Source organism: Vibrio sp. 1-1(7), assembly GCF_013048485.1.
Lineage (GTDB): Bacteria > Pseudomonadota > Gammaproteobacteria > Enterobacterales > Vibrionaceae > Vibrio > Vibrio fujianensis.
The window spans coordinates 182392-204289 of record NZ_VHSP01000003.1 but is presented as its reverse complement, the minus strand read 5'-3'; the positions used below and the strand labels follow the sequence as shown (position 1 = coordinate 204289).

Sequence of the window (21898 nt, the reverse complement as noted above, 5' to 3'; positions counted from 1 at the left end):
TGTCTGGAACAAATTTGAATAGCCGTAGGCTGGCCTTGGGTGAAAGTCACGGATAGCTCTCATCATCCCCATCAGCATAGGCAAGCTATGTGATTGGGGGTGAACGAACGTAGCCAAACACTGCCGCTTCAAGTAGGAAGGGTATAGACCAAAGTCGTCTGGCGAGAGACAAAAAATTAGCCACACTTAATCCAGTGTTCTCGTTGCGGTGAAAACCATGCCAGAAAAATTCAATATGCACTCGCCTCCGTTTGATCGACTCACGGAACCTCAGCAACAACTGCTCCGCCGTTCATTAGATATCGCCTACTACCGTGAGCGGGATATTTTGATTCAAAGTGGCCAAACGTGTCAGCAACTCTGGATTTTGATTAAAGGCACCGTCGAAGAACGCTCTGCCGATGGTCGAGAGATTTATGCCCATTACGCTAACGACGATATGTTTGATGTACGTGCCCTGTTCGAGCCGCACGCCAAACACCATTATGTGGCCTTAGAAGATACCTTGAGCTATCTATTACCCAAAACGATATTTTTAACCTTATATCGAGAAAATGGTCAATTTGCGGCTTACTTCGATAATAACCTCGCTAAACGACAAGCCCTCATTGAAGCTGCCCAGCAACAAAAAAATATCGCTGAATTTATCCTCACCAAGATAGAGCCTTCGCTCTATCTTCCCCCAACATTACTCAAACCAGAAGACTCTTTACAAGCGGTAACACAACTCATGAGAGAGCAGAGTATTGATGCCGCTTTTGTCGAATTAGCCCCCGATGATCCACGTTTAACCCAGCAGAATATTCCGCCTTATGCCATTATCACCAGAACCAATTTATTGCACGCGATTGCGCTAGACCATTATCCGCTTGATACCCCTGTGGCTCAAATAGCCACCTTTCCCGTGTTACATATTGAACAAGGTGACTTTCTGTTTAATGCCATGGTGATGATGACTCGCCATAAGGTCAAACGTTTAATGGTCTGCGATGGACATCGTGCGGTGGGGTTGCTATCGATGCTGCAGATCTTAAGTACCTTTTCGACCCACTCTCATGTCTTAACACTCGCGATTGCCAGAGCTTCTAGCATCGATGAATTAGCTCTCGCCGCCAATAAACAACGGCAACTGGTGGACAACTTACTCAGCCGCGGGGTTCGTACTCGTTTTGTGATGGAATTGATTGCGGCGGTCAATGAACAAATTATCGAAAAAGCCTTTGCTCTCGTGGTTCCACCAGCGCTGCATGATCACTGCTGCTTTGTCGTACTTGGCTCAGAAGGACGTGCGGAACAAATACTCAAAACCGATCAAGATAATGCCTTGATCATCAAAGATGGCTTTGAATGGCATTCATTTTCACCGGTGTTAGAGACGTTAACCCACACCTTGTTACAACTTGGCTATCCACTTTGTCCCGGTCAAGTGATGGTAAACAATCCCGAATGGGTAAAATCGCAAGCAGCATGGAAAAAGACCCTCACCGATTGGGTGAAAAACGCGCATCCCGAGCACGTAATGAAGCTCGCCATCATGGCCGATGCTCATGCTATCGCCGGCAATCAACAGCTATTATCGCCGATCAAACAACACCTCAGCCAATTAATGGCCCATCAAGAATTGATTTTAACGGAATTTACCCGCCCCGCACTTAACTTCTCGGTGCCACTGACATTATTTGGGCAGGTCAAAAGTGGCAAATCTGGGTTAGATATTAAACAAGGCGGCATTTTTCCAATCGTCCATGGTATTCGTGCGCTCAGTTTAGAATATGCCATCACCTGTAATAACACTTTCCAACGTATCGAAGCCTTGGTCAAACAACAAATATTAGAAAAAGAAACGGGAGATAACCTCAGTGAAGCCCTCAAGTTATTTTTTAAACTGCGCCTCGCTCAACAGCTCGATAATCAACATAACCATAACCAGCTTGACTTAAAACAGCTAGAACGAGCCGAGCGTGATCTGCTGCGCCACAGTTTGCATGTGGTAAAAAAATTTAAACAATGGTTAGGCTACCATTACCAAATTAGAGATTAAGTAACGATGAATCGGCTTATGCGATATTATTGGTTTCGTAAGTTAAAGGGCTCGCCATATCAAGCGCTTTTTGCTCCCTGTCAACAACAAGAGCTGGTCTCTCTAGACTGTGAAACCACGAGCTTAGATCCTAAACGAGCAGAACTTGTCACCATCGCGGCCACTAAAATCATCGGGAATCGTATTTTAACCAGTCAGCCCTTCGAAGTCCGCTTGCAAGCACCACTATCTTTAGATTCTCAATCAGTCCGCATTCATCGCCTGCGCCATCAAGATCTGGTTTATGGCCTCACAGAACGAGAAGCCTTGCTCCAACTGATCGAATTTATGGGGAATCGCCCATTAGTGGGATATCACATCCGCTATGATAAAACGATTCTTGATCGCGCGTGTCGTCAACAGCTTGGCTTTCCATTACCCAACCGATTAATCGAAGTTAGCCAACTTTATCAGGATAAATTAGAGCAGCAATTACCCAATGCTTATTTTGATCTGAGCTTAGCGGCCATCTGCCATCATCTCGACCTCCCTTTACATAACAAACACGATGCTCTACAAGATGCGATTGCCGCTGCACTGGTATTTGTTCGTTTAACCAACGGCGATCTTCCCCGTTTAAGCTCTCCCTATCAACACATCGCTTAATTCGATACCAAACGTCTCATACTTCATCCTAAAGTCTAATTGTAGAAATTGTGCCTGTGGCTAACAGTTATAGGTATCGACCCAGCCCACTCGAAGTTATCGCTTCCAGTCAAAAATGGGGTCATTAATTTCCTCAGTGATGTTTAAAACCGGCACTGAAATGGAAATTTGTCGTATTCACAAGGAGAATAACAATGAGTGATGCCTATATCTATCCGGTCAAAGACCATATTAAAGCCCATACTCATGCTGACAACGAGACGTACCTAACCATGTATCAACAGTCCGTGAACGATCCAGAAAGCTTTTGGAGTGAGCATGGTAAAATGGTTGATTGGATAAAACCTTTTCATCAAGTCAAGCACACCTCATTTGATACTGGCCATGTGGATATACGCTGGTTTGAAGATGGTACTCTGAACGTTTCTACCAACTGTTTGGATCGTCACTTGGCAGAAAAAGGCGATCAAATCGCGATCATTTGGGAAGGGGATGATCCGGCAGATGATAAGACATTAACCTACCGTGAACTGCATCAGCAAGTATGTCGTTTTTCAAATGCCCTAAAAGAACAAGGCGTTGGTAAGGGCGATGTCGTCTGCCTCTACATGCCGATGGTACCAGAAGCCGCGGTTGCCATGCTGGCTTGTACCCGTATTGGTGCCGTTCACACCGTAGTATTCGGTGGATTCTCTCCTGAAGCCTTGTCTGGGCGCATTATTGATTCGAATGCGAGTGTCGTGATTACCGCCGACGAAGGCATTCGTGCTGGCCGACCGGTTCCGCTCAAAAAAAACGTCGATGAAGCCTTAACCAATCCTGAAATCAAAAGTATTAACAAGGTCATCGTCTTGCAACGAACAGGCGGCCATGTTGAGTGGCATAACCACCGAGATGTATGGTGGCATGATGCCATTGCCCATGTCTCCGATGACTGTCCAGCAGAAGAAATGCGTGCCGAAGATCCACTCTTTATTCTTTACACCTCCGGTTCAACGGGCAAACCCAAGGGGGTATTGCACACCACTGGCGGCTATTTAGTTTATGCGACCATGACGTTTAAATATGTGTTTGACTATCAACCACAAGAAGTGTTTTGGTGTACTGCAGATGTCGGTTGGATCACCGGGCATAGCTACCTAATTTACGGCCCACTCGCCAATGGTGCAAAAACCATTTTATTTGAAGGTGTGCCAAATTATCCAGATACCAACCGTATGAGCCAAGTCATTGATAAACATCAAGTCAACATTCTCTATACTGCACCAACAGCGATTCGCGCCTTAATGGCGAAAGGTCATGAAGCCATCAAAGACACCCATCGCAGCAGCTTACGCATTATGGGATCGGTTGGCGAACCAATAAATCCAGAAGCTTGGGAGTGGTATTACAAAACGATTGGCGAGCAAAAGTCCCCGATTGTTGATACCTGGTGGCAAACAGAGACTGGAGGCATATTAATCAGCCCGTTACCCGGCGCAACCGCATTGAAACCCGGTTCAGCAACTCGACCTTTCTTTGGTATTCAACCAGCGTTAGTGGATAACATGGGTAATATTATTGACGGCGCAGCAGAAGGAAACTTAGTCATTCTCGACTCTTGGCCGGGGCAAATGCGCAGCGTCTATGGTGATCACGATCGATTCGAACAAACCTATTTTTCTACCTTTAAAGGGATGTATTTTACGGGTGATGGCGCACGTCGCGATGAAGATGGTTATTACTGGATAACTGGACGCGTAGATGATGTGCTCAACGTTTCTGGCCACCGAATGGGCACAGCGGAAATTGAATCCGCCTTGGTTGCATTCGATAAAATTGCCGAAGCCGCCATTGTTGGTGTCCCACATGATATTAAGGGACAAGCGATTTATGCCTATATCACCCTAAATGATGGCGTCTACCCTAGCGCGGAATTACATAAAGAAGTCAAAGACTGGGTACGAAAAGAGATAGGCCCAATTGCTACCCCTGATGTTCTGCATTGGACCGACGCACTCCCCAAAACCCGTTCAGGCAAAATCATGCGCCGTATTTTGCGTAAAATCGCCACAGGTGATACCAGTAACCTGGGCGATACCTCCACACTGGCGGATCCAAGCGTGGTCGACAAGTTGATCGCCGAAAAAGCACTACTGTAGAACAGTAAGCTAGGGTTTTAGGTTCTAGGTTTTAGGTCCTAGGTCCTAGGTTCTAGGTTTTAGGTTTTAGGTCCTAGGTTTTAAGTCCTAGGTTCTAGGTTCTAGGTCCTAGGTTCTAGAACCTGGGTTTCGCTTTTCCTAGAATCTGCTTTCCTCTAGGCCTCTCCTTTTCTAGCACCGTTTTTAGCTAAGATCCGATCAGCTTCAGCCAACCACATTCGTTCAAAAAACCACCCAACCGAGTCATTAGACCAGTAAATTGCTGCCATTTGCGATGAATTAGCTATAATCATGGTCAATTTAATAAAAACAGTGAACTTTTGACCAAAAAAATGTGTCGAAAAATTTAAAATATGGGATTATTGGATTACATCTCACAATAGAGGAAGATAGCCACACAATGTCCACAAATTTACGCATTCTTGTTCTTAATGGTCCAAACTTAAACCTACTCGGTCTACGTGAACCAGAACACTACGGCTCGCAGAACCTAGCGCAAATCGTCGAAAAACTAACAGAACAAGCCGCACAAGCTAATGTGGAATTAGAGCATCTCCAGTCTAACCGTGAGTATGAATTGATCGAAGCTATCCACCGAGCCTATCAACGGGTGGACTTTATCATCATTAATCCAGCCGCATTTACGCATACCAGTGTCGCTCTACGTGATGCGCTGCTTGGTGTGGCCATCCCCTTTATTGAAGTGCATCTGTCAAATATACACGCACGAGAAGCTTTTCGTCATCACTCCTATCTATCGGATAAGGCCCAAGGGGTGATATGTGGCCTAGGCGCACAAGGTTATGAATTTGCTTTGGCTGCAGCAATCAATACGTTGCAAACCAAGTAATAACCCAACACTCTACAACCCAAACTGGGTTGTCTTACTCACAAGATAAAAGAGAAAGAAACAATGGATATTCGTAAAATCAAGAAACTGATCGAATTGGTGGAAGAATCTGGCATTTCTGAGCTAGAAATCTCTGAAGGCGAAGAATCAGTACGTATCAGTCGCCATAATCCAGCGCCAACCGCTCCGGTTCATTACGCTGCAGCACCGGCTCCAACTGCCGCACCTGCGCCCGCTCCGGTGGCTGAAACCGCTGCACCAGCAGCGAAAGTACCAACGGGTCATCAAGTGCTTTCTCCAATGGTTGGCACCTTCTACCGCTCGCCAAGTCCTGAGGCAAAATCGTTCATTGAAGTAGGACAAAGCGTTTCAGCAGGCGACCCTCTATGTATCGTAGAAGCCATGAAAATGATGAATCAAATCGAAGCCGATAAATCAGGCGTGGTAACAGAAATTTTAGTCGAAGATGGTCAGCCAGTAGAATTCGACCAACCTCTTGTGGTCATCGAATAATCGAGGCGTGTTGTTATGCTAGATAAATTAGTCATCGCGAACCGAGGCGAAATTGCGCTTCGTATTCTTCGTGCATGTAAAGAATTAGGCATCAAAACTGTTGCCGTCCACTCCACCGCTGACCGTGATTTGAAACATGTTCTGCTGGCGGATGAAACTGTCTGTATTGGCCCAGCAAAAGGGATCGATAGCTACCTAAATATTCCTCGTATCATTTCCGCCGCTGAAGTGACAGGGGCGATTGCTATCCACCCAGGTTATGGTTTTTTATCAGAAAATGCCGATTTTGCCGAACAAGTTGAGCGTAGTGGCTTTATCTTCGTTGGCCCAAGAGCGGAGACCATTCGCTTGATGGGGGATAAAGTCTCCGCTATTACAGCAATGAAAAAAGCCGGTGTTCCTTGTGTACCGGGGTCAGATGGGCCACTCGATAACGATGATGCCAAAAACAAAGCTCACGCTAAACGCATCGGCTATCCCGTTATCATCAAAGCCTCAGGCGGTGGCGGTGGCCGCGGTATGCGCGTAGTTCGCAGTGAAGCAGAGCTTATTCCAGCCATCAATATGACCCGCGCAGAAGCAAAATCGGCGTTCAACAACGACATGGTATATATGGAGAAATACCTAGAAAACCCACGTCACGTTGAAGTTCAAGTGTTAGCCGATGGCCAAGGCAATGCGATCTATTTAGGAGAACGTGACTGCTCCATGCAGCGTCGTCACCAAAAAGTGGTCGAAGAAGCGCCAGCTCCGGGAATTACCGAAGAAGTTCGTAAATACATCGGTGAACGCTGTACTCGTGCTTGTATCGAAATCGGCTACCGTGGTGCAGGTACCTTTGAATTCTTGTATGAAAATGGTGAATTTTACTTCATCGAAATGAACACACGAATTCAGGTTGAGCACCCCGTAACCGAAATGATCACTGGCGTTGATTTGATCAAAGAGCAATTACGTATTGCCGCTGGCCAACCACTCTCCTTTACGCAAGATGATATTAAGATCCGTGGCCATGCGGTGGAATGTAGAATTAATGCCGAAGATCCTGAACGCTTCCTTCCTTGTCCGGGTAAAATCACTCGCCTCCATACTCCAGGAGGAATGGGAGTTCGTTGGGAATCACATATTTATTCCGGTTATACCGTTCCGCCATACTATGACTCAATGATCGGTAAACTCATCACCTATGGTGAAAACCGTAATGTAGCGATTGCTCGTATGCGTAACGCGTTAGACGAAATGATTATTGAAGGAATTAAAACCAACATTCCTTTGCAAGACATGATCATGAGAGATGAAAACTTCCAAAATGGTGGCACAAATATCCACTATTTGGAGAAAAAGCTTGGCATGCAATAATCTATTGGCCTGTTAATAATCCTCATGAGCATAGATACACCATGCTCATGAGGTAAACGGACTTGGCTAATACCGCAACCACTTAAAATAGAAGGAATATAACATCATGATGTCTTTTGCTGAGTTAACCTGAAACCACCTAATGTAATACCTAACTCTTGTGCTTGCTTATTCAAGTTCTCAGCTAAAGTTTGCAACTGTTCCGCCTTACTCTCAGTCGTTCGACTTTGTTCACTAATTTTCTCTACCGATTCACTCATTTCACGGGTAGCCTGCTCTTGCTGTGCGGCGGCAGAAGAGATTTGTTCACTCATATCAGCAACCGCATCTGCTTGCACACGAATATCATTAAAGTTTTGCTGGGATTTATTCACATTATCAAGTGCCACCTTGGCATGATTACTATTCTGAGTAATAGTTTCCGATGATTGAGCAATCCCCAACTTGAGACTCTCCAGCATAGAACGGATATCCTGTGTTGCTTGCTGGGTTCTCGTCGCTAGTTCGCGGACTTCATCGGCAACAACCGCAAAACCACGGCCCTGCTCCCCAGCGCGCGCGGCTTCAATGGCAGCATTCAAAGCTAATAAATTGGTTTGTTCAGCAATCGAACTGATAGACTCCGTCACCGTACTAATTTTTTGGCTCTCATCAGAAACAGTAATAATCTGTTGAATCGTGTGCTCCAACTCGGTAATAAATTTACCCATACTCATCACGGCACTTTCAACTAACTGGTCACCTTCACGCACTTTTTGTTGAACTTCGTCAGCAGCATGAGCAGTTTGCACAATACTCTCGGTGACTTCGATAACCGTTGCGGTCATCTCCGTCATCGCGCTCGCCACTTGGGTAGTATGTATGGATTGAGAGCCCATCTCATTCTGCATTGAATGGCTATGCTCCGACATTTTACCAGCATAAATAACTAAATCTTGAGTCACTTCTTGCATGCGCCCAAGAACCGCCTTGTAACGAGCTTGGATCATTTTACTATTTTGAATCAGTAAACCCATTTCATCTTCGCCTGCTAACTGAATGTTTTCCGTTAAATTTCCCGTAGCAAGTCTGCGTAATGTCCTCGACATGATTTCCACTTGCTTAAGCAATCTGCCTCGAATCAAATAGAGTTGGAAAATCAACACAACCGTGGTAAGCGCTAACGATATTAAAACTGGCCACTGCTGAGTCATATCGATTTGAGTGACCGAAAATATCAACATCAGCAAAGCAAAACAACTCAAGCTAGTATAGAGAGAAGCATAGGTGAGTCTCTGCAACCAATTGGGCTTAGGTAACAACTTGGTTGGATCGGCTTTCATCTGCTTATAAAGCGCTTCAGCTTGGCTAACTTGCTCTCTAGTCGGTTCTGAACGTACCGACTGAAAGCCAATGATTTCCCCCTCTTGGGTAATCGGAGAGACAAACGCATCAACCCAATAATGATCGCCATTTTTACAACGGTTTTTAACCATGCCACGCCAGTTTTTGCCTGATCGGACGGTCTCCCATAAACTTTTAAACGCGGCAGGCGGCATATCAGGATGGCGAACCATATTATGGTCACTCCCCATCAGCTCTTCCGTGCAATAACCACTAATCGTTATAAAAGGATCATTAACATAGCGAATTTTTCCTTGCGTATCGGTGATCGATACAAGATCACCGAGTCCATTAAAGTACACTTCCTTATTTGTCACTGGCCCATTATTTCTCATATTATTGCCTCCCACCAAGTCCCTTACGATGACATTTCATTGCTGTATTTATACTGATTACAACTGCTGAAAATATCACTGAGCAAATATCGTTCCAGAAAAAAATAAGCAACAAAATACATAAGCAACTGATTTTTTTAGCTACATTTGGCGTTGTAGACATTCTGTTGCAATTTAGTAATCATGTAGAGAAGCCGTTGCAAATTGCGAGCTTGGCACCAAATCATATTCATCAACACCACCTTATTAGAAAATATGCAAATGAACAGGTAATGAGATCTATCTGTTTCGTTACCAGCTCTTTTCTCTTACACTTAATCTCAATCGTTAACCAACCCTCTAAAGAGCCGATCTCCATGCCTTGGATTCAAATAAAACTTAACGCCACCAATCAAAATGCCGAGCCCATTAGCGATATGTTAATGGAAAAAACTGGTGCATTATCTGTCACCTTTCTCGATGCAAAGGATACCCCTGTTTTTGAACCTCTTCCGGGTGAGACTCGCTTATGGGGGGATACGGATGTACTGGCCCTTTATGACGCTGAAATCGACACACAACGCGTCATTCAGCAGATTCAAGCAAGCCAGCTACTGGCTGATGGCTTTGCGTATAAAATTGAACAGATTGAAGATAAAGACTGGGAACGGGAATGGATGGATAACTTCCACCCCATGAAATTTGGTCAACGGTTATGGATCTGTCCAAGCTGGCGGGAGATCCCTGAACCAAATGCTGTCAATGTTCTTCTCGACCCGGGTCTGGCTTTTGGAACCGGAACACACCCAACGACAGCGTTGTGCCTACAATGGCTAGATTCACTCGATCTATCCGGTAAAACCGTCATCGATTTTGGTTGCGGCTCCGGTATTCTCGCCATTGCTGCGATTAAACTCGGTGCAGCAAAAGTAATCGGAATCGATATTGACCCACAAGCATTACTCGCTTCTAAAGATAACGCCGCTCGTAATGGCGTTGCCGATAAAATTGAGGTTTACCTGCCACAAAATCAGCCGGAAAATTTAATGGCCGATGTCGTGGTCGCCAATATTCTAGCCGGGCCACTACGTGAGCTTTCCCCTGTCATTAAAAGCCTGATTAAACCCGGAGGGCAACTGGCGATGTCTGGTGTACTCAATACTCAAGCTCAAGATGTCGCTAACTATTATCGTGATGAATTGAGTATTGATCCGATTATCGAGCAAGAAGAGTGGTGCCGAATCACTGGGCGAAAACAAGGCTAGTGATAAGTTTATACGCTAATTGATTGAAAAATAGACTATTTGCAAAAACAATTTGCTAACGCTCAAATATTAGTCTTTTCACACAGTAAAAAAATGCGTAAAATGCGCGCCCTTGCTGGTACGAAGCTGTGAAGACGTTTTGAAAATCGGAAATCATCAACTTAACAACAATCTCATCGTTGCCCCGATGGCCGGTGTCACCGATAGACCGTTTCGAGAGTTGTGTCTCCGTTATGGTGCAGGAATGGCAGTCAGCGAAATGATGTCATCCAATCCGGCACTATGGAAAACAGACAAATCGAAAAACCGCATGGTACATGAAGGCGAATCGGGCATTCGTTCTGTACAAATTGCAGGTAGCGATCCACAGCTGATGGCCGAAGCTGCGCAGTTTAGTGTTGAAAACGGTGCACAAATCATCGACATCAACATGGGCTGCCCAGCCAAAAAAGTGAATAAAAAGCTAGCCGGTTCTGCACTATTACGCTATCCGGATATTATAGAAGGTATCCTCAAAACCGTCGTCAATGCAGTGGATGTTCCTGTAACACTCAAAACCCGAACTGGCTGGGATACAGCGCATAAAAACTGTGTCTATATCGCTAAATTAGCCGAAGACTGCGGCATACAAGCACTTGCCCTTCACGGGCGCACTCGAGCTTGTATGTACCAAGGAGAGGCAGAATACGACAGCATTAAAGCCGTTAAGCAGGCCATCAGTATTCCTGTCATCGCTAATGGAGATATTGATTCTCCACAAAAAGCTAAACAGGTACTGGAATACACAGGGGCCGACGCTTTAATGATTGGACGCCCAGCCCAAGGCCGCCCATGGATTTTTCAGGAAATCCAACACTATTTGGAAAACGGTACCACCATGCCTGAACTTCCAGTGATGGAAGTAAAAGCCATTTTGCTTGGTCATGTAAGCGCTCTCCATCAGTTTTATGGTGAGTATTTAGGGCCTAGAATCGTGCGTAAACACGTAGGCTGGTACCTAAAAGAACATGAGCAAGCAAGTGAGTTTCGCCGTGCCTTCAACGCGATAGAAGCAGCATCGCTGCAACTAGAAGCGCTTGAAGGTTATTTTGATAACGTTGCATCATAATTAAGAGAAGAGCTAGACCGAATATGTTCGAACAAAATCTGACTTCAGAAGCTTTAACCGTCACTACTGTCACTTCACAAGATCAAATCACGCAAAAACCCCTGCGCGATTCCGTTAAAGCATCTCTTAAAAACTATCTTGCCCAGTTAAATGGTCAAGAAGTCACTGAACTCTACGAATTAGTTCTAGCTGAAGTTGAGCAGCCACTGCTCGACACCATCATGCAGTATACGCGTGGAAACCAAACTCGCGCAGCAACCATGATGGGGATCAACCGCGGTACACTTCGTAAAAAACTGAAAAAATACGGCATGAACTAATACCCATTAGTTAACCTATTATTTATAAAGGGCTTATCTTTTAAAGGGTAGGCCCTTTTTTATTAAACGACCTTATAAACTATTTTAGACGGCTCAACGCTGATGCTTGAGTTGTGTGAAGTGAAGAAAAGAAAAAAGAGCCCGATTGGGCTCTTGATTGAATCATTAACAGTGAGTGGAAAGGCGTCAGATTTAACATCCATCGTTTTCCCGAACCACCACTCACCGGATTGGTGGCTAGGCTTTTAGTACCTTCACCGTGTAGCTGCCATCATTTTGATGATACAGACCGTGAATATCGGTCTCAAAGCCTGGATAGTGAGCACCAATTTCACACAGCATTTCTAAAAATTCCAATACTGGGCGAGAATCTTCAGTCACCATTTCACCAGGAAGCACCAAAGGAACACCCGGAGGATAAGGCAAAATCATATTAGCACTAACTCGGTTTACCATCTCACTAAGTTTCACTTCTTCAGTTTGACCGCGTAATTCTTGCTGCCAAGCCGCATGAGGGGTTACTTTCATTTCAGGTAATACATCAAATGCTTTATACATCAACTCAGGCAATTGATATTTTTTAATCAGATCATGAATACCTTGCGCCAACTCTTGAATGCGCATGCCTTCATAGAAACTTGGATCTTCTTTATACAGTGCTGGCAACATCGTACGGATCGTTAGGTTCAAATCATAACCACGTTTAAATTCGGTTAAGCCGCGTAGCAATTGCATCGCTTTTGACTTATCAATCCCAATCGAGAATAGGAACAGCAAGTTATAAGGGCCGGTTTTTTCCACCACAATACCGCGTTCATCCAAGAATTTCGCTACCAAAGAGGCTGGAATACCCGAACCTTCAAGCTCCCCATCCTTGCTCATTCCTGGCGTTAGTAGGGTAATTTTGATCGGATCAAGGTACATGTGGTTATCATCGAGATCCTTGAAACCATGCCAGTTCTCTTTAGGATCTAACTTCCAACATTCCGTGGTTTCAATATTTTCAGGTTGCCAAACATCAAAGAACCAACTTTCGCTTTCCCCTTTCAACCGTTTAATCTCTTTACGGAAGCGCACTGCACGATCGATAGAATCTTGCATCAATTTGCGCCCGGTATTACCGCGCATCATGGCCGCCGCAGTTTCAGTTGAAGCGACAATCCCGTACTGCGGTGAGGTTGAGGTGTGCATCATAAAGGCTTCATTGAAGGACTCTTTATCAAATTCACCTTTAATATGAATCATCGATGCCTGAGAGAAAGCGGCAAGCAACTTATGGGTTGATTGTGTTTCGTAGAACACTTTACCCGGCATCGCTTCACCACTCATGCCACACTTACCTTGATAAATCGCGTTAAAGTTAGTGTAAGGCACCCAAGCACTATCGAAGTGGATATGTTTACAATCTAACGACTCTTTAATGAACTGAGTATTGTAAAGCAAACCATCGTAAGTTGAGTTGGTGACAACCGCATAGCTTGGTGCGCTTGCACCCGGTGTGTTTGCCACTTTTTCGGCAATCACTTCACGGCTAAATTCACGTTGCGGAATACCGCCTAAAATCCCGTAAGCATTACGAGTAGGACGGAAATAAATCGGTGTGACATCGGTCATCATCATCAGATGAGTGAGCGATTTATGACAGTTACGGTCAACTAACACTGTGCTACCCGCAGGAGCGGAGAACATGCCAACAATCTTGTTTGAGGTCGACGTTCCGTTGGTCACAATGTAAGAGCTATCAGCATTGAAGGTGCGAGCAATGTACTCTTCTGCTTCTTGATGTGGGCCTGAGTGATCAAGCAATGACCCCAATTCAGGCATAGAAATGGATACGTCTGCTTTGAATGTATTTGGACCGTAGAAATCATAGAAGATGCTACCTGCAGGGCTTTTTTGAAATGCGGTGCCGCCCATGTGTCCAGGTGTACAGAAGGTATATTTACCTTCTTCGACATACTTAAAGAGTGCTTTGGTAAACGGAGGCATAATCGCCTCTTTATACTCTTGTGTCGCCTGATTGATTTTAATCGCAATATCATCGGCCATGCCTAAAGCATATTCGAAAAAGCTCACGTTCAAACGCAGATCAGTTAAAGAAATATCCAGGGTCGATTGCTCATTGGCAAAGGCATGCACTGGCAATTTTTCATTGACCTGACTGATGCGCTCGCACAGTTCCAGTGAGTATTTATCCCAGTCAAACAACACACCACAGATACGAGGGTTCATTTCAATCAGTTTAATCAGGTCTTTGTCATCAACCGGATAAACCACTTCATAACCCGCTTTTTCTAAAGCCGCATGCAGTTGGCGCACTGGCTCTTCTTTAAAGAACACACCCATGTGGTTCAAGATAGCAAAAATATTCATTTGGACATCTCCAAGACGAAAGAAGGCGCTCCCTATCTAACCTGATAGTGAGTATTAGGAACGCCAAAGAAATTAATTGACTAGCGCAAGCTCGGTATTGCGAGCGCTAGCATTGAGGAATTAAGCTGCTGACGTCGAAACGCGCTGCTTATGCGATTCATGGTATTGAGCAAAACCGGCTTTTTTGCTGTAGAACATCAATATGACTAATGAAATGATGAAGGTTGCGGTCAGTGTGCTTCCTTCTGCTCCTGCAAGCGCAATCATACAAAAAGCACAAGCAACACCAGAGAAGAGCATGACAAAACCATTACGGGTGGTCATACCTTCAAAGCGAATCAAGTTAATGCTGGAATAAAAATAAGGCAGCATGGTCAGTAGTACCGCATCGGTCGTAAGTTGGCTAAAGATGTCCGCGGCATGAGCGGTTTGCGAGCTAAACAACATCAACACAATCATTAAGGCTGTCATTTTCAGCGACGCAAGGATTAAGCCTTTTTTCGGTACACCATTACTATCCGTTTCACCATAAACTTTCGGGAAGTTACCATCAGCCGCCGCACGTTTACCGGCTTCACCCACCAACATCATCCAAGAACCTAATGATGTAAAACAGGCTAATGCGGTAAAGGCAGACACAAAAGGTGCAGACCAACTACCAAATAAGTTGGTGGTTGCCATCGCAAAAGGGGCACCAGAAGCGGCAATTTCACCCGCAGGGAAAAGGCCACTAATCATCTGAGTTGAAACAATATAAATAACACCGGCCAATGCTGTACCCAGCATGGTTGCTAATGGAACAGTGCGTTTTGGATTGTGAACCATACCGGAAGAAACCGCAGCAGACTCAACCCCCACAAACGACCATAAACAAATAAGTACCGCGCTGATGATTGCATGACTATCACTACCAGCAGACACATTCCAGTTATGCTGATAAATGGCCATGTCAAAATTCATCCAACCAAATAACGCCGTTCCAAGAACCGGGATCAAAATCAGCACCAAACCAATCGTACATAAACGGCTCACCCAGCTGCCACCAAGTAAGTTAACCAAGGTAAAAAGCCATACAGAAGCAATGGTTGCCAAACCAGCAGGAACCGGGTTATTCAGAATAGGGAAGAAAACAGAAAGATAAGAAACACCCGTAATGGCAATCGCGAGGTTACCAATCCAGTTAGCATGGTAGTAGAGTACGCCAGCCTGAAAACCAAACACTGGTGACACTTCCCCAGCATAAGCAATCGGGCCACCCTCTTGTGGGTTTTTTGTCGCTAAACGTGCGAAAACAAAAGCCAGACTCAACGCACCAATAATGCAGATAATCCAACTAAATAAAGAAATAGATCCAACGGTCGCCAGACTTGATGGTAACAAGGCAATGCCACTTCCCATCATGTTACCTGCGACGACCCCTGTACAGGCAATAACGCCAATTTTTTTGGTACTCGATGACATAACGTCTCCCGATTTTTCCACGAGCTATTTGCTCAAACCCTCAGAAGTAAAAGAGCGCAACACAAGCAGGCTCCTTCACTGAACAGGGCGAAGGTTACGCTGAAAAAGCGCAGAAAAAATCAAGATGTGATTATCAATAAAAAAATGACCAAATCTTTATTTTGGTCACAAGCTGATAAAAATAAAAAATATAAACAATTTAAAATACAAAGCCTTATTGACAAAAAATTGTGTCAATAGGAAAAATATAAAGATATAAACCACCCCACACGATTCATCTTTATACCCAATAAAGTTATCAACCTTTATACCCTTCCTACTTGAAGCTGCAGGGGTGTTGGCTACGTTCTTTCACCCCAATCACATAGCCTGTCTATGCTCATGGGGATTCACTCACTTGCCGCCTACCTGCAACTCCAAGTTGTTTGGGTATACTTAAACCGTTAAAGGGAAGCATAGCTGAGTGATTTTTTCATCGTGCGCAACCGTTCCATCACTCCTAACGCAACACGTGGATTGAGAACGATCTTGCGATCAAATCGACCTGATCATTGAACAAGCAAGGGAAAGGCAGTAGCGGGGAAACTGTCCTAAGTAAAAAGCGTCGTAAGTAAGAAATAAGATGAGTAAGAAAGATGGATCAGTAAATCGACGCCTTCCTCCAATCATCCAAGATAACTGGAAAGCGCATCATCACCATAACCGTCAGTTTACGTTATCCATAAAGGCTATAGCACGGTGGTTACAGAAGGGTGTACTGAGCGATAAAGCGCATAATCAATTGATTTTAAGTTGCTATAAAACGCTAGGTTTTCGCATAATAAATAGGTTTCTAATGAGGTATCAATATAAAAAGCTTCGCTATAAGCATCACTGGCAGCCTCCATATCCCCGTTTAATTCAAAAAGCTTACCCCGCAACACATAGCCTAATACCGATTCACGCTGGGTAAATGCTTGCTGCAAATAAATATGCGCCTGTTCAGGGCGGTTGGATACGATTTCATGCAGCGCTAACGCTTCAACAATGCGCCCTTGAATGTCAACGTCAGCCAATTGAGTGGCGTTGATGAGCTGATACGTCAGTTGATTAATTCGATCTTGCGCTAACGCTTGCTCTGGTGCTAAAGCGACTTGTACATAATAAGCCACTAATAATTCTGCTTGCACATAACGATTGTCTGGCTCAGCACGTAATACTTGCTCTAATAATTGAATCCCACGTTGAAATGATTCAGGTTGTGAGGTATTCAAATAATGATGCGCTCGAATTAATTGAGAAAGTGTTTGGTGATTCACCGGCAGACCAGCCATTAACTGCTCTACATGACTTTGAGCATCAACGACCTGTAAGGCCTGCATTAAGTCAAACGAGACCTGTTTAAGCACACGATTCAAGTGTGGAGGAACCAACAAGTATTGACGACTAAATAAAATGGTACCGGATGCATTATTTCGGTATTCCAGATCGAGATAAGCCTTATCCTCTTGCTCTTTAACCAATACAGTCACGGTTTTTCCCGGTAATATTCCCGATGCAAAGCGAGCCTTACTCAGTCGGATACGGTAATGGGTCACTTGGCTTATATCTGCCGCTAATTTTTGTACAATCCCATCAGCTAATTCGGCACGCTCCTCGTGTTGAGAAAAGCCGTGATCAAATCTAAATTCAATTAAACGCGTATCGACCGCTTGAGTGATCGAGATATCAGATTGATGATAGGTAAAAAGGCCAAAGCCGATAATAAGCACGCTGATCCATAGCACATCAAAAATCAAAGTTCGCCAGCGTTTAAATGCCGTATGATGATCTTTGGTCGTCGTGCAACGAAATTGAAATGCTCGAGTTAATGGGGCCGCCGGGAAAGTGATATCAGAAGAAGAAACAGCGCCCTCTTGCTCAATGGCCCGGGCATCGTCGACAGTGATTGGTGGGCTAAGATCCCCTTCCTGCAATTGATGCACAGGATCAGAAAAAACTTCAGTGACCGTGGCGACTAATTTATAACCTCGCTTAGGTACCGTCGTTAAATAAGAAATGTTTTCTTCACGTCCATCACGTAGCAATTTTCTCAATTCAAAAATAGATTGAGTAACCACTTGATCGGTGACGATAGCGCCACCCCAGACATGTTCGATTAATTCCTCTCGACCAAAGACTTCGCCGGCATTTTTTGCTAAAAAATACAATAGATTAATCAATCTTGGCTCAACCGAAACTTCCCTATTTTGGCGATACAATTTATTTTCATCAACACTTAGCATCCAGTCGTTGATTTGAAAGCATCTTCCAACCATGTGTACACCATGAAGTCACAGTAAAGGCAGTGAGTTATCTCACCGCGACTGATCCATCCCTAACCATCCAATAACAAAAGAGGCGAATTATACTGATTTTTTACTCCGCAAGACTAACACTCAAAAGCCTCAAAAATGGAAACTAAGGTTGGGCTATTCTAAGGCCGCTAAAATTGAGCAGTGACTGGCATCATCATCAGTATCGCCACAACACGCATCGTTGATTTTTTTCAGTGCCGATCGAATTCGATTTAACTCTGCAATTTTTTCATCAATCAATTTGAGCTTAGCACTGGTAATTGACTTGACTTCGGCACAGCTATGCTCGGTAGCTTCGAGTTTAATCTCAAGCAACTCTTTTATTTCATCAAGGCTAAGCCCCAACGCTTTGGCTTTTAAAATAAAACTGACTTGCTGTTCATTCGCTTCATTATACAAACGATACCCGGACTCACTGCGTCCGGCCGGTTTGATCAGCGCATTTTTCTCATAAAAACGCAACGTATCACTCGACACCCCACAACGTTTCGCTAATTCACCAATTTGAAACATCCGCTTATCCTTTTTTCTGTCTGATTAAAGTGCGCGTTGCTAACAGCATTTTTACTTGAAAAAGGCCTTTTTAACGGTTATTTTCCCAATGCCAAACGATTGCTCGAGATCTTTTCACATAAACTCGCTAGAATATGCATCATTAAAATAATCAGTAAAAGGCCTTTACCCCAGTGAGGAATGCCATCATGTTAACGCATAGTATCGGCCATTGTGGTAAAGCTCTTTAGTGATAGTCCACGATGTAACATCGTATAAATTGAAGGAAAATGGAAGCATGAACCACGCTCGCCCTATTCGTCGCGCTCTGATCAGCGTATCCGATAAAACTGGTATTGTTGAGTTTGCGCAAGCCCTTGCGCAACGAGGTGTCGATATTCTCTCCACTGGCGGTACTGCTCGTTTGTTGGCGGAACAAGGAATTACCGTGACCGAAGTGTCTGACTATACCGGTTTTCCAGAGATGATGGATGGGCGAGTAAAGACCCTTCATCCCAAAGTTCACGGGGGCATATTGGGCCGTCGCGGTCAAGATGACGCGATCATGGCCGAGCACGGCATTCAATCCATCGACATGGTGGTGGTTAACCTGTATCCCTTTGCTCAAACCGTGGCAAACGCCGATTGTACTTTGGCAGATGCCGTAGAAAATATCGATATTGGCGGGCCAACTATGGTGCGTTCAGCCGCCAAAAACCATCAAGATGTGACCATTGTGGTCAATGCTAAAGACTATTCACGAGTGATTGCAGAAATGGATGCCAATGAACGCTCACTCACACTGGCAACGCGTTTTGATTTAGCCATTGCCGCATTTGAACATACCGCCGCCTATGACGGCATGATTGCCAACTACTTCGGCACTATGGTTCCTTCTTATGGTGACAACACAGAAGGGGATGAAGAATCGACCTTCCCTCGCACTTTCAACCAGCAATTTATCAAAAAGCAAGATATGCGTTATGGTGAAAACAGCCACCAATCTGCCGCTTTCTACGTAGAAGAAACCCCTCAAGAAGCCTCGGTTGCGACCGCTCGCCAAATCCAAGGCAAAGCCCTTTCTTACAACAATATTGCTGATACCGACGCAGCATTAGAGTGTGTTAAAGAGTTTGTGGAACCCGCTTGTGTGATTGTCAAACATGCCAATCCATGTGGAGTCGCCCTAGGCAGCGATATTCTCGAAGCCTATAACCGCGCTTACCAAACCGACCCCACCTCGGCCTTTGGTGGCATTATCGCTTTCAACCGAGAACTTGATGCAGCAACAGCAAACGCAATTGTGGAACGCCAGTTTGTCGAAGTGATCATTGCACCGAAAGTCTCAGCGCAAGCGGTCGAAGTGGTGGCAGCGAAGAAAAATGTTCGTCTACTAGAGTGTGGTGAATGGTCAAGCAAAACTACCGGTTTGGATATGAAACGGGTCAATGGCGGCTTACTGGTGCAAGAACGCGATCACGGCATGGTATCAACCGCTGACCTTAACGTCGTCTCCAAACGTCAACCCACGGAAGAAGAACTCAAAGATGCGTTGTTCTGCTGGAAAGTGGCCAAGTATGTAAAATCCAACGCGATTGTTTACGCCAAAGGTGACATGACGATTGGCGTCGGCGCAGGGCAAATGAGCCGCGTTTACTCAGCGAAAATTGCAGGCATTAAAGCCGCTGATGAAGGTTTACCAGTAGCAGGGTGTGTCATGGCGTCAGATGCATTCTTCCCTTTCCGTGATGGCATTGATGCCGCGGCCCAAGCGGGTATTAAATGCGTCATTCAGCCTGGGGGTTCCATGCGTGATGAAGAAGTCATCGCCGCTGCGGATGAACACGGCATGGCGATGATCTTCACTGGAATGCGCCATTTCCGTCATTGAGTTTGGTTCTAGGTTCTCTAGGTTCTAGGTCCTAGGACCTGTTCTTCCTCGGGCCTAATATAAAAATTTAAGGTAATTATTTATGCAAGTTCTCGTTATCGGTTCTGGCGGTCGTGAGCACGCTCTAGGCTGGAAAGTCGCACAAAACCCTCAAGTAGATACCGTATTTATTGCGCCTGGCAATGCCGGTACTGCGCTTGAACCCAAGTTAGAAAACGTCAACATAGCGGTCGAAGATATCGCTGCTTTGGTGACATTTGCTGAGCAAAAACAGGTTGACCTGACCATTGTTGGCCCAGAAATTCCATTAGTACTTGGCGTCGTCGATGCCTTTCGTAGCGCTAATTTACCCATATTTGGCCCAACTCAGGCCGCAGCACAACTTGAAGGTTCAAAAGCCTTTACCAAAGACTTTTTAGCTCGCCATCGTATTCCAACCGCGGCTTATGCTAACTTTACCGAAATCGAACCCGCACTGGCTTATGTGCGAGAGCAAGGTGCACCGATTGTCGTGAAAGCTGATGGGCTTGCCGCTGGAAAAGGCGTTATTGTCGCCATGACGGTGCAAGAAGCAGAAGCCGCCATTAAAGACATGCTGGCAGGGAACGCGTTTGGTGACGCGGGCAGCCGGGTTGTGATTGAAGAGTTTTTAGAGGGTGAAGAAGCCAGCTTTATTGTTATGGTCGATGGTGAACATGTATTACCGATGGCGACCAGCCAAGACCATAAACGCGTCGGTGATAACGACACGGGCCCAAATACGGGCGGGATGGGCGCTTACTCACCGGCTCCGGTCGTCACGCCAGATATTCATGAACGGATCATGCAGGAAGTAATTTATCCAACGGTGCGTGGTATGGCAGAAGAAGGCCATCCCTATACTGGATTTTTATATGCGGGTCTCATGATTGATCGTTCAGGCACACCAAAAGTGATTGAATACAACTGTCGCTTTGGCGATCCGGAAACACAGCCGATCATGATGCGTATGCAGTCGGATCTGGTTGAGTTATGCTTCGCCGCACTTGATGGCAAGCTAGACCAAGTCGAATCACACTGGGATCCTCGCGCATCGATCGGTATCGTCTTAGCCGCAGGCGGCTACCCTGCCGAATATCGTAAAGGGGATGTGATCCACGGTTTACCCACGACAGCAACAAGCGACCAAAAGGTTTTCCATGCCGGAACCGTCGAGCAACAAGGTGAGGTGCTGACCAATGGTGGGCGGGTTTTATGTGCTACGGCACTGGGTGAAACGGTTTATCAAGCCCAACAACATGCTTATCAGTTAGCGAAGCAAATTCACTGGCAAGGCATGTTCTACCGCCATGATATCGGTTATCGCGCTATCGCCCGCGAGCAAGCGGAGAAGTAATCCAAACGCTTAATCGCAACTCTGTTGTCTC

At 45.2% G+C, this 21898-nt stretch carries 16 protein-coding genes; 11 read left to right on the top strand and 5 right to left on the bottom strand.

Features of this window, described 5'->3' with window-relative positions; translation table 11 throughout:
- The first annotated feature begins 217 nt into the window (after positions 1 to 217).
- From FKN05_RS12440 to accC, 6 genes are all read left to right on the top strand, one after another.
- Entirely contained in the window at positions 218 to 2041 is a 1824-nt protein-coding gene (locus FKN05_RS12440) for a DUF294 nucleotidyltransferase-like domain-containing protein (protein ID WP_170887669.1), read from the top strand.
- A gap of 6 nt (positions 2042 to 2047) precedes the next feature.
- Complete coding sequence (locus tag FKN05_RS12435) at positions 2048 to 2686, top strand: 3'-5' exonuclease (RefSeq protein WP_099610741.1); 639 nt, start codon at positions 2048 to 2050, stop codon at positions 2684 to 2686.
- A gap of 194 nt (positions 2687 to 2880) precedes the next feature.
- Positions 2881 to 4827 (top strand): acetate--CoA ligase, encoded by a 1947-nt coding sequence (gene acs / locus FKN05_RS12430; RefSeq protein ID WP_170887668.1) that lies wholly within the window; start codon positions 2881 to 2883, stop codon positions 4825 to 4827.
- A gap of 400 nt (positions 4828 to 5227) precedes the next feature.
- Positions 5228 to 5677 (top strand): type II 3-dehydroquinate dehydratase, encoded by a 450-nt coding sequence (gene aroQ / locus FKN05_RS12425; RefSeq protein WP_161428203.1) that lies wholly within the window; start codon positions 5228 to 5230, stop codon positions 5675 to 5677.
- Between the two features lie 63 nt (positions 5678 to 5740).
- Positions 5741 to 6190, top strand: coding sequence for an acetyl-CoA carboxylase biotin carboxyl carrier protein (gene accB, locus FKN05_RS12420; RefSeq protein ID WP_099610744.1), 450 nt, complete (start codon positions 5741 to 5743; stop codon positions 6188 to 6190).
- A gap of 15 nt (positions 6191 to 6205) precedes the next feature.
- Complete coding sequence (accC, locus tag FKN05_RS12415) at positions 6206 to 7549, top strand: acetyl-CoA carboxylase biotin carboxylase subunit (RefSeq protein WP_099610745.1); 1344 nt, start codon at positions 6206 to 6208, stop codon at positions 7547 to 7549.
- 104 nt (positions 7550 to 7653) lie between these two features.
- On the opposite strand, the gene FKN05_RS12410 is transcribed toward accC, so the two are convergent.
- Positions 7654 to 9267 (bottom strand): methyl-accepting chemotaxis protein, encoded by a 1614-nt coding sequence (locus FKN05_RS12410; protein WP_170887667.1) that lies wholly within the window; start codon positions 9265 to 9267, stop codon positions 7654 to 7656.
- 356 nt (positions 9268 to 9623) lie between these two features.
- On the opposite strand from FKN05_RS12410, the gene prmA reads away from it, so the two are divergent.
- The 3 genes from prmA (at position 9624) to fis (ending at position 11939) form a co-directional block, all read left to right on the top strand.
- Positions 9624 to 10511, top strand: coding sequence for a 50S ribosomal protein L11 methyltransferase (gene prmA, locus FKN05_RS12405; protein ID WP_099610747.1), 888 nt, complete (start codon positions 9624 to 9626; stop codon positions 10509 to 10511).
- A gap of 139 nt (positions 10512 to 10650) precedes the next feature.
- Positions 10651 to 11619: a tRNA dihydrouridine synthase DusB gene (gene dusB, locus FKN05_RS12400; protein ID WP_170887666.1), complete on the top strand. Its 969-nt coding sequence runs from the start codon at positions 10651 to 10653 to the stop codon at positions 11617 to 11619.
- Between the two features lie 23 nt (positions 11620 to 11642).
- The gene (gene fis / locus FKN05_RS12395) at positions 11643 to 11939 is read left to right on the top strand and encodes a DNA-binding transcriptional regulator Fis (RefSeq protein WP_000462885.1); all 297 of its coding nucleotides are present in this window, start codon (positions 11643 to 11645) and stop codon (positions 11937 to 11939) included.
- Between the two features lie 237 nt (positions 11940 to 12176).
- Here the strand turns inward: fis and FKN05_RS12390 are convergent, their stop codons facing one another.
- The 4 genes from FKN05_RS12390 to zntR form a co-directional block, all read right to left on the bottom strand.
- Entirely contained in the window at positions 12177 to 14312 is a 2136-nt protein-coding gene (locus FKN05_RS12390) for a lysine decarboxylase CadA (RefSeq protein ID WP_099610749.1), read from the bottom strand.
- Between the two features lie 120 nt (positions 14313 to 14432).
- A complete protein-coding gene (gene cadB, locus FKN05_RS12385; protein ID WP_099610750.1) occupies positions 14433 to 15773 on the bottom strand; it encodes a cadaverine/lysine antiporter in 1341 nt (446 codons plus the stop codon).
- Positions 15774 to 16501: 728 nt separating this feature from the next.
- Positions 16502 to 18070, bottom strand: coding sequence for a lysine decarboxylation/transport transcriptional activator CadC (cadC, locus tag FKN05_RS12380; RefSeq protein WP_161427953.1), 1569 nt, complete (start codon positions 18068 to 18070; stop codon positions 16502 to 16504).
- Between the two features lie 153 nt (positions 18071 to 18223).
- A complete protein-coding gene (gene zntR, locus FKN05_RS12375) occupies positions 18224 to 18622 on the bottom strand; it encodes a Zn(2+)-responsive transcriptional regulator (RefSeq protein WP_099610752.1) in 399 nt (132 codons plus the stop codon).
- A gap of 277 nt (positions 18623 to 18899) precedes the next feature.
- Between zntR and purH the strand changes: the two genes are divergently transcribed.
- Positions 18900 to 20492 (top strand): bifunctional phosphoribosylaminoimidazolecarboxamide formyltransferase/IMP cyclohydrolase, encoded by a 1593-nt coding sequence (purH, locus tag FKN05_RS12370; protein ID WP_161427954.1) that lies wholly within the window; start codon positions 18900 to 18902, stop codon positions 20490 to 20492.
- An 82-nt stretch (positions 20493 to 20574) separates the two neighbouring features.
- Positions 20575 to 21867, top strand: a complete 1293-nt coding sequence (gene purD, locus FKN05_RS12365) for a phosphoribosylamine--glycine ligase (RefSeq protein WP_170887665.1) — start codon at positions 20575 to 20577, stop codon at positions 21865 to 21867.
- Positions 21868 to 21898 lie beyond the last annotated feature (31 nt).